Below are 15,600 nucleotides of genomic sequence, written 5' to 3'. Positions count from 1 at the left end.
ATGCCGCTTTTGCTACAATAGCGCCGGTGGTTCTCTCCCTGGTTACACTTTTATGATCAAGCGCGCGTTTGCTGTTCTATTGCTGCTGATGTCTGGCAGTCTTTTTGCTGCGTTACCCGTTCGCTATATGCAAACGACGGAAGATGCTGTCATCTGGGCGAAAATTGGTGACCGTGTGGTGACAGTAGGTAATGTTCGTGCCGGGCAGATACTGGGCGTAGAGCCGACGGCCGCTGAATATTATGAGTTTAATTTTGCTTTCGGAAATGGCTTTATTGATAAAGGCCATCTTGAGCCTGTCCAGGGAAAGCAGCGTGTCCAGGACGGGCTGGGTGATTTAAATAAGCCTTTAAGCAACCAGAATCTGGTTACCTGGAAAGATACGCCGGTTTATAACGCGCCGGATGCGGGCAGCGCACCGTTTGGTACGCTGACGGATAATCTGCGATACCCCATTATCAGTAAACTTAAAGATCGATTAAACCAGACCTGGTTTCAGATCCGTATCGGTAATCGACTGGCGTGGATCAGCGCCCTGGATGCGCAAATCGACAACGGTATTCCGATCCTCACTTACCACCATATTTTGCGTGACGAAGAGAATACCCGCTTTCGACACACCTCCACCACCACGTCAGTGCGCGCCTTTAGCAACCAGATGACCTGGCTGCGTGATATGGGTTATACCACGTTAACGATGTATCAACTGGAAGGATACGTGCGTAACAAAATCAACCTGCCCGGCCGCGCGGTGGTGATTACGTTTGATGATGGTCTGAAGTCGGTCAGCCGCTACGCTTACCCGATACTCAAACAGTACGGTTTCAACGCGACAGCGTTTATTATTTCGTCGCGCATTAAGCGCCATCCGCAGAAATGGGACCCGAAATCGCTCCAGTTTATGAGCGTCTCTGAACTGAATGCGATTCGCGATGTTTTTGACTTCCAGTCGCATACGCATTTCTTACACCGGGTGGATCGGCTGCACCATCCCATCCTGCTTAGCCGTAGCTATCACAATATTCTGTTTGATTTTGAACGCTCGCGCCGGGCGCTGGGGCAGTTTAATCCGCATGTCCTTTACCTCTCTTATCCGTTTGGCGGCTATGATGCGAAAGCAGTGAAAGCCGCAGGCGCTGCGGGTTTTCATATGGCGGTAACGACGGTGAAAGGGAAGGTGAAGCCGGGCGATAATCCGTTCTTGTTGAAACGGCTTTATATTTTAAGAACGGATTCGCTGGAGACGATGGCGCGGCTGATTAGCAATCAGCCGCAGGGGTGAGTTATTCGTAGGTGATCTGGAAAGTAATAGAGGTGCCGAAAGCCCCTACGCTTATTGGTTCGGCACCGGTCTTAACCAGCCTGGCCCAGAGTGTTCTGTCTATAACACTAACCGGGTCCCCGTAATGTTCACCCATAGCAATGACTCGTTTAGAGCTGTCTGCTGGCACAGGATAAGTATCCGTCTCATGATCCAGAATAATGACCCCGACACCTTTTGCCACCTTTATCCCCCCTGAATCCTGGATGGCATTTGTAAAATATCGCTTATCCGGGGTGGTGTGTGAGGATGACAACGTATACTCAATACGCGAGGTATTTGCGCAGGTTCCCGTAATATGGAATGTGACTTTGTCGGTATTATCGTTTTCTAAGTCGCCAGGATACCAGTCTCCCAGATTAACCGTTGTCGGGGCGCGTAGCGCGCACGTTGGGCGGTTTAAGGGAATACTGAACGACATCTGGGACATATTCACCTGCGGCCGTGGATGGTCGTCTACGGGGGAATCCGGATCACCCAGGACAATTTGACCGATAGGACCGCTACTGGCGGTAAGGAAATTCTCGCTTTCGGGTATGCCAGCAAATCCGCCTATCTGCCAGAAGTCCATACGAACGTGCCAGTGTTTATCTGCGACAAGCGATTCATCCCCGACGCTGGCTGTTCTGTAAAATGCATTCGGGTTTGGGGGAAACCATGCCGTTACGCCATTGCCATCCGGGTAAAACGCCAGCGTGTAAACAATCCCTTGAATATTGGTACGAAAAGTGGCTTTGCCATCTATTTCCCCATCCAGCATGGCATTATTGGTAAGCTGAAACACGTCTTCGTCATGTTGGCCGCCTGTGCAATGCGATCGTAATGACGGCGTTGTCTCCATAAGGATCGGGTTGCTGATCAGTGTTGGGGTCGTTACCGTGCCAACGGGTAGGGGGGTAATCACAGGCTGTGTGCCCGGAGACATAATTAATACCTGGTTCCCGTCATCGAAAAATTTACACTCTTGTAAATTTGCGTAGGTTGCGCCAGAAACCCCGAGCATCGTGAACGCTAATATAGTGAGAACTCTCTTCATCATAAATCCCTTTATTCGTAGCTCACATTAACCAGAACATTGCTCATGACAAGCCCGCTGGTGATAGTCCCAACGTTCTGATAACGCGCGTAAAAGCTATAATCCTTTATATAGTTCTTATTACTTCCACTCACTTCGTAAATAACCCCGGATGTACCATCACTGTTTAAAACGTTAGTTTTGTACTTCTCTGAAAAAATAACGATACCCACATTTTCCGCCGCACCGGCGGTGGCATCGTTTTTAAACACCTGATTGTGATTACTCCAGAAACCATTCTGCGGAGTAAAACTAAATTTCAGCTGATTAATACTGCCGCTATCTACACTGCTTGTGTAGCAGTTATCGACATGAATAGTGAAGGGCGTTCCTGCGTCATCATCGGTTGGCGTTAGACGATCGCGCTTATCGCTGTTATAAAACCAGTCTCGGGCAACGGTAGGCAAATAGATCTCTCCGCCGTTTTCGATGCTGAGCTGGCAGGTGTTGTTAACAATGTTTGCTGTCAGGTTTATATCCACACCTGAATCTGCCTGGCTGATGCCAGGCAGAGCGCTACCAGCCAGACCGATAAGCAACATCAGACCGGGCTGGTGTAAAGTAAACGGTGATTGTTGCATGGTTATTCCTGGTTATGGGTAGGCGATAGTAAACGTGACCGGTGCGGTAACGGCACCCGTGCCGACATCAGCAATGGCCTGGCCTTGTCCTATGACGATACGGGAGTTCATCGGGAATTCGCCCTTGCCATTAGTTATAGGGACTTCCTGCGCTGCCGGTGGAGTGTTGCAGCTCAGGAGTAAGCCGGTATCGACAACGCCTGACCAGATTTCAAAGCCCGTGGCCAGGCCGCCAGAGAAAGAGTCGCCGTTCTTGGCTGTACCACTACATTCCCCGCCAGCGCCTTTAGCGGCCGCTACCGTTGCTTTCGTTACCCCGGAACAGTTGGTAAAGGAAATTTTGAGTGGTTCAACGCGGGTTTTATTCACCAGGTCCGATTTATAAACATCGCCAAACGCAATTTCAGTGGATGCAGTGCCCGCATCGTTAAGCACCTTTGCGGTACAGGTGCCCGATACTATTTTTGTTTTAACTGTCATTTCGACACTAGTGGTTCCTGTAATTGCTGCACTTGCCATTCCAGGGAACAGAAGGGCAGAAACGGACAGGGCGATAAAAGTTGAGTTAAGTTTCATAATGTTGCTCCGTTTTCCTGCGCCAATCACTCGTAGCTAAATTCAAAAGTCGCCACGGCCTGAAACTCACCAATGGTCATTTTGCCTGCCTGGGTCTCACGTAACGTCGCCACCAACGAAACCTCTTTGTTCTGGATTTCTGTTGGCGTCCAGACCAGACTTTTCGCAGGGTCGTTAGAGCCAATGATAAATGGGGCCTCCGGGGTATCTGCTCTGGCGATTTCGACGGAGGCATAGTCTGCGGCCCCTGTAGGTGCCTGGTTAACTATTCCAGAGGGCAAATAGGTCGATGCTCGTCCATTTACTTTGGTTTTCAACGCGTTCAGCGAGGAAGGACATTCAACGATTACGATTTTAAAATTGGCATTTGCCGTTCCGGCTTTGATATCATCAAGACGCACCTGGCCATTATTACCAATGGTCAACGTTTGTTGCGTATCGGAACCTGCACCGCCAACCAGCTTCATCTGGCAGGTGGTTTCGCGAATGTTCGCGGTAAAGTTCACATCCAGATTGGTGTCTTCAGCAAGCGCCGAACCCGATAAAGCCAGGGTCGTTATGGCAGCGATCGACAGGCCAAGAAGGTTTTTTTTCATACTTACTCTCATCTATTTTCCTGAATAATTACATTTGGCACTGTTGATTATTAAGTACCGTTGTAAGTCCCACTTTCTGAGCATTTGGTAAAACCTGATATCGAACGTCACATTTACTGTCTTTATCACTTCCCCAGACAACGTGCAGTACACCCTCATCTTCGACGCCGCGGACGTAGGCTTGCCCTGCCTGCCCCACGGTGCCGACAGATTCATTTTTCTCGTTTAGTACATCTGCACCCAGAGGAATAAATCCTTTATCGGTGCGTTGAAGCTCTAAAATCAGCGAACGACCTTCATTCGTTTCAAAATTCACCAGTACAACGGAACCGCTACGAGGAACCGTAATTTCGCTGGTGTTCGTAATTTCAACGTCGCTTTCGAGCGTGCTGATATCCAGATAGACGCGGTTTTCACGATAAGCCGACATATAAGGCAAAATACCGTAGCCAGAATCACCAATTTGACTACTGCCGAAGCCAATGCCCGCGCCTTTCGCTCCACTGGCTTTTACCAGTGCGATTGAATCATTGTCTCCAATACTTCCTGGTGCAAATGCGATCCCCCCTGAGTGCAATACCATTCCCCCGTTATAAGAGGCGGAATATTGCTTGCTGTTGTCATCACCGAATGAAGCGGATAATCCAAGAGGACCATATGCGCTATTCAATGAACCATAACCGCTTATCTGATTCAGGTTGCCGTAATTACCACTGTTGGAAGCGGCACTGACGGAATAACTGATTTTATTATCTTGCGTATTTCCACCCGCCGAGGTATTAAGGCTCGTGCCACCCTTAAGATCGGAACGCAATCCCATATTGATATTTGAAAAACCGCCTGAACCCGAACCATCATGTGAAAATACGTTCAATGGAATACTCAGACTTAAATAAACGCTGTCGTCTTTTTTTCCATACTGGTCATAGGTGCGTTGTAATGACAGGCTGTAACTGCCATAAGAGAAACTATTGTTATATCCAATGTTATAGTTGGACGTCGATCCTGAGGCATTCCAGTAATCCTCCCACGTACCGCTAACGTACAGAGATCCAAAATTATTGTCTCCAGAATTCAGCGGCTGATTAAGGCTAATTTGTATCTGGTTTTTGGTTCGCTGATAATCTGCATAGAGCGCTTCGTTTGAATCGTAGCTACGGTTAGAGTATTTCTGACGCTTGATACTGTCCTGGAGCTGTGCGGCATCGTTAAGGCTGAGGTAATCCTCAGTCGAGAATCGATAGGCAGCAACGTTAAAGGATGTATCCGTAGTCTCAATCATTTTACTGTAGGTCAGTCGATAACTTTGCCCGCTAAGCGTATCAAGACCTTCAATATCCGCATGGGATTGCGTGGCATCAAATGCAAAAGCGCCGATAGACGTATTCATCGCCAGGCCGACAATACCGGCGTAAAAATCTATATCGCTATATTGCGCGCCAATATAGCCGGTAAAAGTATTATTCAGGCCATAGTAAAACGTGCCGTAACCGACTTTAGGCGCGTTAAGCAGGGAATCGTCATTTAACTCACCTAATCCTACATCCCAGCGTGTTGCGCCAGGACGCAGCATTTGGGTTACTGATGAAAAGGGAACGGTAAAGGAGCGTTTGCTGCCATCCGCTTCTTCAATTGTTACCAGTAAATCATTACCATAACCTGTTGTGCTAAGGTCGTTGATCTCAAACGATCCTGGCGGTACAGAGGTTTCATAAATTTTATTACCGCTCTGAGTGACGCTAACTTTCGCGTTACTGTTTGCTACCCCACGGATCACCGGCGCGTAGCCTGTTGAACCCATCGGCAACATGCGGTCATCGCTGTACATACGCGCGCCGCGCAAACTCATTGAGTCAAAGGCTTCACCACGCGTATAGGAGTCGCCCATCACGAATTGCGCACTAAGCGGGGTAATATCCCGCTGCAAATAAATATCCTGGCTGGAATACTTCGTGCCGCTATCTTTGTCCCAGTTGAAATTACCGCGAGAACGCAGACGCCATGCACCCATATTGATCCCGTAGCGTAAACCCATATATGCGCTTTCTGATGTGCTGCCGTTGCTCTCACTATGCCAGGCGTTCATGTCATAAGAGAGCAGGGCAGCAGGAATACCATTTTCCCAAAGGGAGGGATCCACATAACCTGCCGGACGTTTCAGGATATAGATCTGTGGAAAATTAAAATCCATAGCCTGTTTACCGCTGTCATAGTTAACGGTAGCGCCGGGGAAGGACTTTTTAATATCCACGCATGAAACGTCTTCTTCTGGCTCTTCAGCAAGTGCGCTGGTGTCTACACCTGCTTGTGCCAGCAACAGTTTTGTTATGCATGGCGTCGCGCGAGGTGTTCCATTATCTTTAAACGTCACCTCGACGGTAGATTTTAGTTTACCGTTCAGATTGATTTTGGTGCGATATGTACCAGGTAAGACCGGGTTGCCATGTGCAAAACGGTTAATATCAATATTTGAGCTGCCATTCAAAAGAAACTGATCGTTAAATTCAATTGCTTCTTCATTATCAGGCAGGTCTTCCGCTGATGTGGTATTTTCTGCACAAGCATAAAAAGGTAATGCTGCGCTTATAGCAAGGCATAAAAGAGAACGTTTAAATAACATGGCAGATCCACTTACTCAGTGCAGAGAGTGTGTCTCCGCAACATTAATGCTATCAATTATTATATATTAAGGGGTGTTCTATTTATTTAAGCCCAACTTCGTGATGATCTGTGCCACCATAGTCATTGATGGTGTCATACTGTACGCTGCCATTTACTGCGGACGCTAAACCTTTCACCGTCATTGTGGCGTCACTAAACGGTTGTACTGCCTGATGAACGACGTCATAGGTTTTTTGACTGGTTTTAATGGCTACCAGAGAAACGGCGACGTTATAAGGCGAATTATTGTGCGCAACGAGCTTGACCTCGTTTCCTTCTTTCTTCTGCGTCCAGGTTAAATGCTCGGCTGCATCATTTGGCGTGCCTTTTAACCCGTCAGGACGGAAAAAGAATTTAATCCGTGTCCTGAAGGCCAGTTGAAGTTGGTTAAGGTTCTCTTTATCCGCATTTTTTGATTTTGGCGGGATTTCCAGAACATTGAACCAGAAAAGCGATTCACGATCCTGTGGTAATGGCGTACCCGTATAGGTAATTCGTACAGATTGGCCTTTTTTCGGGTCAATACGTGATACCGGAGGGGTAATGATAAAAGGGAGCTTCAACTCTTGTGGGTTTACGCCATCACGACCGTCATCAAGCCATGTCTGAACCAAAAGGGGTTTATTGCCATGGTTATCGAGATTAATCACGACATCCTTTGATGACTGCGGATAAACGATACGCGTGCCGGAAATAACAATATCTGCGCTTGCATTTGAGGCAGTTAAAAAAGCAGTGGCGAGCAACGCAGCCTTAAAACCTTTCATAAATACTGAATGAGACATTTTTCCACTTCCTTTTGGAATTGTACAAGCAATCCCGCATCAATAATGAGGGATTGCTTAAATTCAAAATTTACGTATTACTTATTCGTAAATCATGGTGAAGGCAACCTGTGCCTGCACAGTACCCGGAGATACCGGGTTAGATGATGCATCCCAACCCTGACCCTGGGTGTACGCTACGCGGTAGTAGAGATTACCTGCGCCGGTACTTGGATCGATATCCGCTTTCTGAGTGTTGTTAGTCTGGTCAACTTTGATCTGATCGGTGGCTGAGTTACCGTCGTTTGACAGTACCAGATTAACGTTCTTAGCCGCGCCCTGAGCATTGCTTGGTGGAACCAGCAGACCGCCTTCGGTGGAAGAACTACCCGCCCAGGAAGAGAACTGTGCAGACGCTTTCTTCGCGGTTTCAGTATCACAACCGGTCAGTGAAAGGGAGAATTTCTTTTCACCCAGGGTGCTGGTGTCACCCAGTGCAGTTGCGAAATCACGGACAAATACTGTGTCCAGAGTGACGTCAAAATCGTTACCGTTTTGATCGATTTTCTGGTCAAGAGATACCTGGCAAGTATTGTTGGAAACCATACCGTGGAAAGTAATGGTACCGGTGTCAGAATCTGCTGCTACTGCGGAACCTGCGCTCAGAACCATTGCAACAGCCGCAGCCATTCCATACTTTTTAAAAGACATTTTAATATCCATATATAGAGTTTGAATATGAAAAGCCATATATACAATGTAAATATGCTTTTCCATTTGAAATAAAGATTATTTCTGTTGCAGAGTATAGGGGGTAATTAACGGAAATAAATAGTTAGCTCGTTAGAAATTCTTTATTGCTAATGCAAAATTTCTAATTGCATAGAAATAAATTATATAAAAATGAAAGCGAGGGGGTTTTATTGAGAAGGGGTTATACGATATTTTAATTTAATTGATTTCAGATATTCATCCAAGAAATAAAACTTGGATGAATATATTGGTATCACTATTACGCCACCTGAACCGGGATCGCTTTTGCGGTACGCTTCATCATATTATCGCCTTCAAAGTAAGCCACATTGGGCCTCCAGCGGCGAGCTTCTTCGTCAGACATTGTGACAAAGCTGGCAATAATCACAATATCGCCCACGGCTGCGCAGTGCGCTGCCGCACCATTGACAGAAATAATTCTGGAGCCTCGTTCCGCCGCAATCGCATAGGTGGAGAAACGTTTACCATTGGACACATTCCAGATCTCAATCGCTTCGTTTTCCAGAATACCGGCAGCATCAAGAAAATCCTGATCGATGGCACAGGAACCTTCGTAGTGCAGGTCCGCCTGCGTCACTTTTACGCGGTGCAGTTTGCCCTGCAACATAGTGCGAATCATAACGTCTACCTTATAAATCATCACGATAATAAAGCAGGCCGTCAGAGCCTGCTTTAAGTAATTTCTCAGGCAGTATTGCCTGATTTATTATCTCTGTCTACCGGGTTAATGTAACAGTCTGATTATCAATTAACCGTGCCTGGCCGAGCCACGCGGCCATCAGGATCACCGCACGTTGACTGACGTCAGTCAGTTCAAGCAGGGTGTCCGCATCGCGGATCTGAATATCGTCGTTACGAAAGCCTTTTTCGTTCAGGTCCTGACCAGCCAGCGCAATCATCTCTTTCAAATCACGTTCTCCGGCCTGCAATTTCTCCGCTAGTGCGTTCATGACTTTCGCTAAGCCCGGCGCGATTTTACGTTGCTCGGCAGTCAGATAGCCGTTACGCGAGCTGAGCGCTAAACCGTCTTTGGCACGGATAATGGGAACGCCGACGATATCGATGTCATAACCCATATCGGCAACCATTTTGCGGATAAGTGCGAGCTGCTGAAAATCCTTTTCGCCAAAGCAGGCGATATCCGGCTGTACCATATTGAACAGCTTGCTGACGATAGTCGATACGCCGCGGAAATGGCCAGGACGGCTGGCACCCTCAAGCATGGTTGAAAGGCCGGGGACGTCAACAAACGTCTGGGTGTCTGTGCCCTGTGGGTAAATGTCGTGAGAGGCTGGCGCAAAGACGATATCCACTTTGCGTTTGTTGAGCTTTTCGCAGTCATCCTGCAGAGTGCGCGGATAGCGTGCCAGGTCTTCCGCACGGTCAAACTGCATGGGGTTAACGAAGATACTGACCACCACAACGTCGGCACGCGCTTTCGCTTCATCAACCAGTTTCATATGACCGTCATGAAGGTTGCCCATGGTCGGTACAAGGGCGATCCGCTGGCCGTCCTGACGCAGACGGCGAATATGCTGACGCAGCAGCGGCAGGGTTTCAATGATTAGCACGCCTTGACTCCTTAATGGAAACTGTGTTCTTCACCCGGATATATTCCGGATTCGACTTCAGCAATATACTGCCGCACCGCGGCGCGCATGTCGCCTGCTTCGCTGAGGAAATTTTTGGCAAACTTCGGGATATGGCCGCCGGTAATGCCGAAAGCGTCGTGCATCACCAGAATCTGCCCGTCGGTGACATTACCCGCCCCAATACCGATCACCGGAATCGACAGCGCGTCAGTAATGCGCTTCGCCAGCGCGGTGGGAACGCATTCCAGCACCAGTAGCTGCGCGCCTGCGGCTTCCAGCGCCAGCGCATCGTCGAGCAAGATTTGTCCGGCATCGCCACGGCCCTGGACTTTGTAACCACCGAAAATATTCACCGACTGCGGGGTCAGACCTAAGTGGCCGCATACCGGGACCGCACGGTCAGTAAGCATCTTCACCGTTTCCGTCAGCCAGGCTCCGCCTTCGATTTTGACCATATTTGCGCCCGCACGCATGACGACGGCTGCGTTTTCAAACGCCTGCTCTGGCGTGGCGTAGGCCATAAAAGGGAGATCGGAAAGCAGCAGGCAGTTTGGTGCCCCCCGGCGCACGGCACGGGTATGGTAGGCAATGTCTTCCACGGTAACCGGCAGGGTGGAATCATGTCCCTGCACCGTCATGCCGAGCGAGTCCCCCACCAGCATCACGTTGATGCCTTCATCGGCAAACAGTTTTGCGAAGCTGTAGTCGTAGGCGGTGATCGTTGCAAAACGCTTCTGCTCTTTTTTGCATTTCTGCAACAGGGAGATAGTGGTCGGTTTCATCACATTTCCTGATAGTGAACGTCATATTGAGCGGCATTCTAACAGTCACATTCAGGGGGGCAATTATTTTAAGCAATCCATTTGCGCGAAGGCAGTAATCGCTAAAAGACAGGGGAGGGTTTACCAGCAGGCGGGCTTTTCTGCCGCCAGAAGGATGAGTTGTTGATGCAGGCTGATCCCGTCAGGGAACTGTAATGACGGCGCGATTTCAAACAGCGGCCAGAGCATAAAGCCACGGTTTTTCATATCGTAGTGCGGCACCGTGAGACGCGGGGTAGTAATCACCTCGTCGCCAAACAGCATAATATCAAGATCCAGCGTGCGCGGCCCCCAGCGTTCGGCTTTGCGGGTGCGGCCCTGCTGTAGCTCAATGCGCTGGGTATGATCGAGCAGCGTTTCAGGACGAAGAGATGTTTCCAGCGCCACGGCGGCGTTGAGATAGTCCGGCTGATCCTGCGGACCCAGCGGCGGTGTACGATAAAACGACGATACCGCAAGGATGCGGCTATCAGGAATGTCGCCAATCGCTTTCACGGCAGCATTGACCTGCTCCAGCGGAGAGGCCAGATTGCTGCCGAGAGCAATATATGCGACGGTCACGCGGTTCCTTCGCGACGCGGCGTGCGCTTACGCGGACGGCGATGGCGACGACGCGCGGCAGGCTCGTCATCCAGATTGTTCAGCATATCTTTCTGCATCGGCGGCGCGGAGACCTGAAACTCACCCCACCATGTCACCAGGCGCTGCAATTCGGCGTTATTTTCGATCCCGGCACGCAGGGCCAGCAGATCGTAAGAGGCGCGGAATTTAGGATGCTCCAGCAGTTTCCAGGCGCGTTTACCCTGACGGCGGGACATGCGCATTTGTAGCTGCCAGATGTCGCGCGTTAAGGTGGTAATGCGTTTGGGGATCGCCAGCGAACGGCAGGCTTCGTCCAGCACGTCATTCATGGCGAGGGCGAACGCATCCTGCCATGTCAGACCGCCTTCCTGCGCCAGCTTCTGCGCCATCTCCAGCAGCGGATACCAGAACATCGCCGCAAACAGGAACGCCGGGTTAACACGCATATCATTCTGAATGCGGTTATCGGTATTCTTCAGCACCTGCGCCAGAATACGCTCCATCGGGCTGTCACTGTTTTCAGTGAAGTAGCGGGTAATAGTCGGGAACAGTGGCTGGAACAGGCTGTATTTGCACAGCAGGACATACGTATCGTAGCCGTGACCGGCCTGTAGCAGTTTGAGCGACTCTTCAAACAGGCGCGCAGGCGGTACGTCATTCATTAACGACGCCAGGCGGGGAATAGGCTCAGCCGTTTCCGGGCTGATGGTCATGCCCAGCTTGGCGGCAAAGCGCACGGCGCGCAGCATCCGCACCGGATCTTCACGGTAGCGCGTTTCCGGATCGCCAATCAGGCGGATAACGCCCTGTTCGAGATCCTGCATGCCGCCGACATAATCGCGTACGGAGAAATCCGCCACGCTGTAGTAGAGGCTGTTAATGGTGAAGTCGCGGCGCTGGGCATCTTCTTCGATCGATCCGAAGATATTGTCACGCAGCAGCATACCGTTCTGCCCGCGCTGGGAGGTGGTACGATCGGCCTGATTTTCTTCGTGATGCCCACGAAAAGTGGCCACCTCAATGATCTCAGGGCCAAACATGACGTGAGCGAGACGGAAACGACGCCCCACCAGACGGCAGTTGCGAAACAGTTTACGTACCTGATCCGGCGTAGCGCTGGTCGTGACGTCAAAATCTTTGGGTTTTTTGCCCAGCAGCAGATCGCGCACCCCGCCGCCGACCAGATACGCTTCGTAACCCGCTTTATTCAGGCGGTAAAGTACCTTGAGGGCATTTTCACTGATATCTTTGCGGGAAATAGCGTGCTGTTCACGCGGGATAACCGTCATAGGCGGGCGGGCGACGACCTGTTGGGCCTCGCTCTCCTCGCGGCTGAGCACCTTGCGGCAAAAATTAGCGACTCGGGTAAAAATAGTGCACCTCGGTTGTGTAACAAAAAATAGCGGCTAATCATAGCTCAGCGTAGCGCGTTTGAGAATGGCGGATTTTCTGCCACCCGTTTTAGCGACCAGTTGAGGATGGCCTGACGGAGCAGTTGCTCCACGTTAAGATCCTGCCAGCCATCGATAACCGGCTGATGTAAAAAGCGTAATGCATTGATAATGACAGGGCGCGGATCGCCTTCCGGCAGCGCAGGCGCATGGTTTTGCTTGGAAAGTTTATCGCCGTGTTCATTGCATGCCAGCGGCAAATGAACATATTCAGGCGGCTGCCAGCCAAACTGCTGATACAGCGAAATCTGCCGCACCGTCGGTTCAATCAGATCCGCGCCGCGCACGATTTCCGTGACGCCCTGAAAATGATCGTCCACCACCACGGCGAGATTATAGGCAAACAGCCCGTCGCGACGGTGAATAATGAAATCTTCCCGCGCCAGACGCGCATCCGCGTGGATTTCGCCGCGCAGATTATCATAAAAAGAGATAACCGGATGCTGCTGGCGTAGCCGCACGGCAGCGTGTTCCGTGTGCTGATGCAGGTCGCGACAGTGACCGTCATAGATACCGCCGACGCTTTGGATGCGCGCGCGGCTACAGGTGCAGTAATAGCTTTGGTTATGCTGTTGCAGCCAGGCCAGCGCCTCGCGGTAGGCATCGTGACGCTGTGATTGCCAGAGTACCTCACCATCCCAGTGCAGGCCGTAATGTTCAAGCTGGCGGAGGATGGTTTCTGCGGCACCGGGCACTTCACGCGGCGGATCGATATCTTCAATACGCACGCGCCAGATGCCCTGCCGGGCACGCGCCTGTAGATAGCTGCCAAGGGCGGCTATCAGCGAGCCAAAATGCAGTTCACCGGAAGGGGATGGGGCGAAACGCCCGATATAGCGTGAATCAGACATGGTACGGTATGACGATCTTATTAAGGCGGGAGAGACTCCCGCCATGAATATCAGCGCCGTTAGCCAGCCATCTGTTTTTCGCGGATCTCTGCCAGCGTTTTGCAGTCAATGCAAAGATCGGCAGTTGGACGCGCTTCAAGGCGACGGATCCCGATTTCAACCCCGCAGGATTCACAGAAACCAAAATCTTCGTCTTCCACTTTCTTAAGCGTTTTTTCGATCTTTTTGATCAGTTTGCGTTCGCGGTCACGGTTACGCAGTTCGAGGCTGAATTCTTCTTCCTGAGCGGCACGGTCTACCGGATCGGGGAAGTTTGCGGCTTCGTCCTGCATATGCGTTACGGTGCGATCGACTTCATCCCTGAGTTGATTACGCCATGCTTCAAGAATACGTCTGAAGTGCGCCAGCTGGGCTTCATTCATATACTCTTCGCCCGGCTTCTCCTGGTACGGCTCCACCCCAGCGATGGCGAGAATACTCAGGGACGATGTTTTACGGTTTTGCCCTTCTTGCATGTTGTTTCTCCTTAACACGCACTATCGATCCCCTTAGTCGGGGGAAAATCAGGCCGCTATAAATAGCAGAAGCTTTTCCGGATAGCAATTATCTAAACGTTACACTTGACAACCCTGTGAGGAAAAGCGTATTTACACGCGCGTCCAGAACACTATTTAACCACCCCGGCGTCAATCATAACGCAACGGGGAGAGGCCATCTTAACGTCATATTATTCGCAGAAATATCGGCTTTATAGGCCAGAATTTCTACGCCCTTTTTGTGTGCCTCAGACAACAATTGCGCGTAAGTAGCATCAATATGCCGCGCGGGTGAAAAACAGGTGATGGCTGAATGGAGTACCGCAAAGAGCATCACAGCCCGCTCACCGCCTGCGGCCACGCTCATCAGCTCGCGCAGATGGCGCTGGCCCCGCTCAGTTACCGCATCGGGAAAGTACCCCTTGTCCTGCTCCGCCAGCGTAACTGATTTGACTTCAATATAGCAGTCCCGGCGATCTTCTGCCTGTAACATAAAATCTATCCGGCTACGTTCTGTACCATATTTTACTTCGCTTTTCAGAATGCTATAGCCGGTAAGCGGCAGAAGACGTTCAGCGAGAATAGCTTCTTTCGTTAAAACATTGGCTCGTAACGTATTGACACAAATAAATGCCCCTTTTTGGGTTTGAGTAATTTCCCAAGTATGCGGATATTTGCGTTTAGGATTTTCTGATGTCGAATACCAGACGGTATCGCCGGGCGTGGCGCATCCGGTCATTGCGCCGGTATTCGGGCAATGCAGCGTCAACGCTACGCCGTCGGCAGTGACGACATCCGCCAGGAAGCGCTTGTAGCGCCGAACCAGCGTGGCGGGCTGTAACGGGGGAGAAAATTCCATCGGATTCCTTTTAGGGCTGCAACGGGAAGCGCTGTAGCGGCGTATAACGGGTGCGTCCGCGCACGAACTGCGATTCATACAGCATAAATTCCGTCACCGGAAAGGACCAGCAGAAGCCCGGCGGCGGGATCGCCACCGCGTGACTGGCGTCGCGCAGCAGGGTGATATGAGGGTGAAAAGGCTGCGGACTCTGCCAGCAGCCGCTGCGGGCGGCCTGAGCGCGCAGCATGCTCGCCAGTTGCAGCAGGCCGCGCGGCGGCTGACGCGTTCCCAGCCAGACCACGCGCGAACGCAGCCACTGGCCCGCATCGTCAAGGTTGAGGGTAAATCCCGGCTGGCGAAGGCGTCCGGCAAGGGTTTCAAGCGCGGCCTGCTTCTGCGCGCTAAGCTCGCCGAGAAACGCCAGGGTCACATGCAGATTCGCCGCTACCACCGGACGTCCGGCGTCAGGAGGAAAGCTGGCGGCGCGCCAGTGGATAATCTGCTGCTGGATCTCGTCCGGCAGCGCCAGCGCGAAAAACAGCCTTTTCGACTCAGACATCGGGGATACTCGGTTATGG

At 50.9% G+C, this 15,600-nt stretch carries 17 protein-coding genes; 1 reads left to right on the top strand and 16 read right to left on the bottom strand.

All coding sequences use genetic code 11. The features are described from left to right. Positions 1-52: 52 nt before the first annotated feature. Complete coding sequence (locus INT84_RS17185; protein WP_194207779.1) at positions 53-1,282, top strand: polysaccharide deacetylase family protein; 1,230 nt, start codon at positions 53-55, stop codon at positions 1,280-1,282. 1 nt (position 1,283) lies between these two features. On the opposite strand, the gene INT84_RS17180 is transcribed toward INT84_RS17185, so the two are convergent. The 16 genes from INT84_RS17180 to thpR all read right to left on the bottom strand — a co-directional run bounded on the left by INT84_RS17180 (position 1,284) and on the right by thpR (position 15,581). Then, positions 1,284-2,360, bottom strand: coding sequence for a fimbrial protein StkG (locus INT84_RS17180; protein WP_228066331.1), 1,077 nt, complete (start codon positions 2,358-2,360; stop codon positions 1,284-1,286). 8 nt (positions 2,361-2,368) lie between these two features. Next, on the bottom strand, positions 2,369-2,977 hold the full coding sequence (locus INT84_RS17175) for a fimbrial-like protein (RefSeq protein ID WP_194207778.1): 609 nt from the start codon (positions 2,975-2,977) through the stop codon (positions 2,369-2,371). A gap of 12 nt (positions 2,978-2,989) precedes the next feature. Next, complete coding sequence (locus INT84_RS17170; protein WP_194207777.1) at positions 2,990-3,553, bottom strand: fimbrial protein; 564 nt, start codon at positions 3,551-3,553, stop codon at positions 2,990-2,992. A 26-nt stretch (positions 3,554-3,579) separates the two neighbouring features. Next, positions 3,580-4,149, bottom strand: coding sequence for a fimbrial protein (locus INT84_RS17165; RefSeq protein ID WP_194207776.1), 570 nt, complete (start codon positions 4,147-4,149; stop codon positions 3,580-3,582). Between the two features lie 28 nt (positions 4,150-4,177). Continuing rightward, positions 4,178-6,769, bottom strand: a complete 2,592-nt coding sequence (locus INT84_RS17160; RefSeq protein ID WP_194207775.1) for an outer membrane usher protein — start codon at positions 6,767-6,769, stop codon at positions 4,178-4,180. An 82-nt stretch (positions 6,770-6,851) separates the two neighbouring features. Continuing rightward, positions 6,852-7,595, bottom strand: coding sequence for a fimbrial chaperone (locus INT84_RS17155; protein WP_194207774.1), 744 nt, complete (start codon positions 7,593-7,595; stop codon positions 6,852-6,854). 81 nt (positions 7,596-7,676) lie between these two features. Then, on the bottom strand, positions 7,677-8,285 hold the full coding sequence (locus INT84_RS17150) for a fimbrial protein (protein ID WP_194207773.1): 609 nt from the start codon (positions 8,283-8,285) through the stop codon (positions 7,677-7,679). A 301-nt stretch (positions 8,286-8,586) separates the two neighbouring features. Continuing rightward, positions 8,587-8,967 (bottom strand): aspartate 1-decarboxylase, encoded by a 381-nt coding sequence (panD, locus tag INT84_RS17145; RefSeq protein ID WP_194207772.1) that lies wholly within the window; start codon positions 8,965-8,967, stop codon positions 8,587-8,589. Positions 8,968-9,064: 97 nt separating this feature from the next. Next, positions 9,065-9,919, bottom strand: a complete 855-nt coding sequence (panC, locus tag INT84_RS17140; protein WP_194207771.1) for a pantoate--beta-alanine ligase — start codon at positions 9,917-9,919, stop codon at positions 9,065-9,067. 11 nt (positions 9,920-9,930) lie between these two features. Further along, positions 9,931-10,722 (bottom strand): 3-methyl-2-oxobutanoate hydroxymethyltransferase, encoded by a 792-nt coding sequence (gene panB, locus INT84_RS17135; RefSeq protein ID WP_194207770.1) that lies wholly within the window; start codon positions 10,720-10,722, stop codon positions 9,931-9,933. Between the two features lie 120 nt (positions 10,723-10,842). Beyond that, positions 10,843-11,322 carry a 2-amino-4-hydroxy-6-hydroxymethyldihydropteridine diphosphokinase gene (gene folK / locus INT84_RS17130; protein WP_194207769.1) on the bottom strand — a complete coding sequence of 160 codons (480 nt, stop codon included), beginning with the start codon at positions 11,320-11,322 and terminating at the stop codon, positions 10,843-10,845. Then, complete coding sequence (gene pcnB / locus INT84_RS17125; protein WP_194208073.1) at positions 11,319-12,716, bottom strand: polynucleotide adenylyltransferase PcnB; 1,398 nt, start codon at positions 12,714-12,716, stop codon at positions 11,319-11,321. Before pcnB ends, folK begins: the two co-directional genes overlap by 4 nt. A 44-nt stretch (positions 12,717-12,760) precedes the next feature. Continuing rightward, positions 12,761-13,645, bottom strand: coding sequence for a tRNA glutamyl-Q(34) synthetase GluQRS (gluQRS, locus tag INT84_RS17120; protein ID WP_194207768.1), 885 nt, complete (start codon positions 13,643-13,645; stop codon positions 12,761-12,763). Between the two features lie 59 nt (positions 13,646-13,704). Next, positions 13,705-14,160 (bottom strand): RNA polymerase-binding protein DksA, encoded by a 456-nt coding sequence (gene dksA, locus INT84_RS17115; RefSeq protein ID WP_002463986.1) that lies wholly within the window; start codon positions 14,158-14,160, stop codon positions 13,705-13,707. A 175-nt stretch (positions 14,161-14,335) separates the two neighbouring features. Next, a complete protein-coding gene (gene sfsA, locus INT84_RS17110) occupies positions 14,336-15,040 on the bottom strand; it encodes a DNA/RNA nuclease SfsA (RefSeq protein ID WP_194207767.1) in 705 nt (234 codons plus the stop codon). A 10-nt stretch (positions 15,041-15,050) separates the two neighbouring features. Further along, positions 15,051-15,581: an RNA 2',3'-cyclic phosphodiesterase gene (thpR, locus tag INT84_RS17105; RefSeq protein WP_194207766.1), complete on the bottom strand. Its 531-nt coding sequence runs from the start codon at positions 15,579-15,581 to the stop codon at positions 15,051-15,053. Between the last annotated feature and the right edge of the window lie 19 nt (positions 15,582-15,600).

The organism is Superficieibacter sp. 1612_C1, from assembly GCF_015234305.1.
GTDB lineage: Bacteria > Pseudomonadota > Gammaproteobacteria > Enterobacterales > Enterobacteriaceae > Superficieibacter.
The sequence above is the reverse complement of the archived record's forward strand: the minus strand, read 5'-3'. Positions and strand labels throughout refer to the sequence as shown.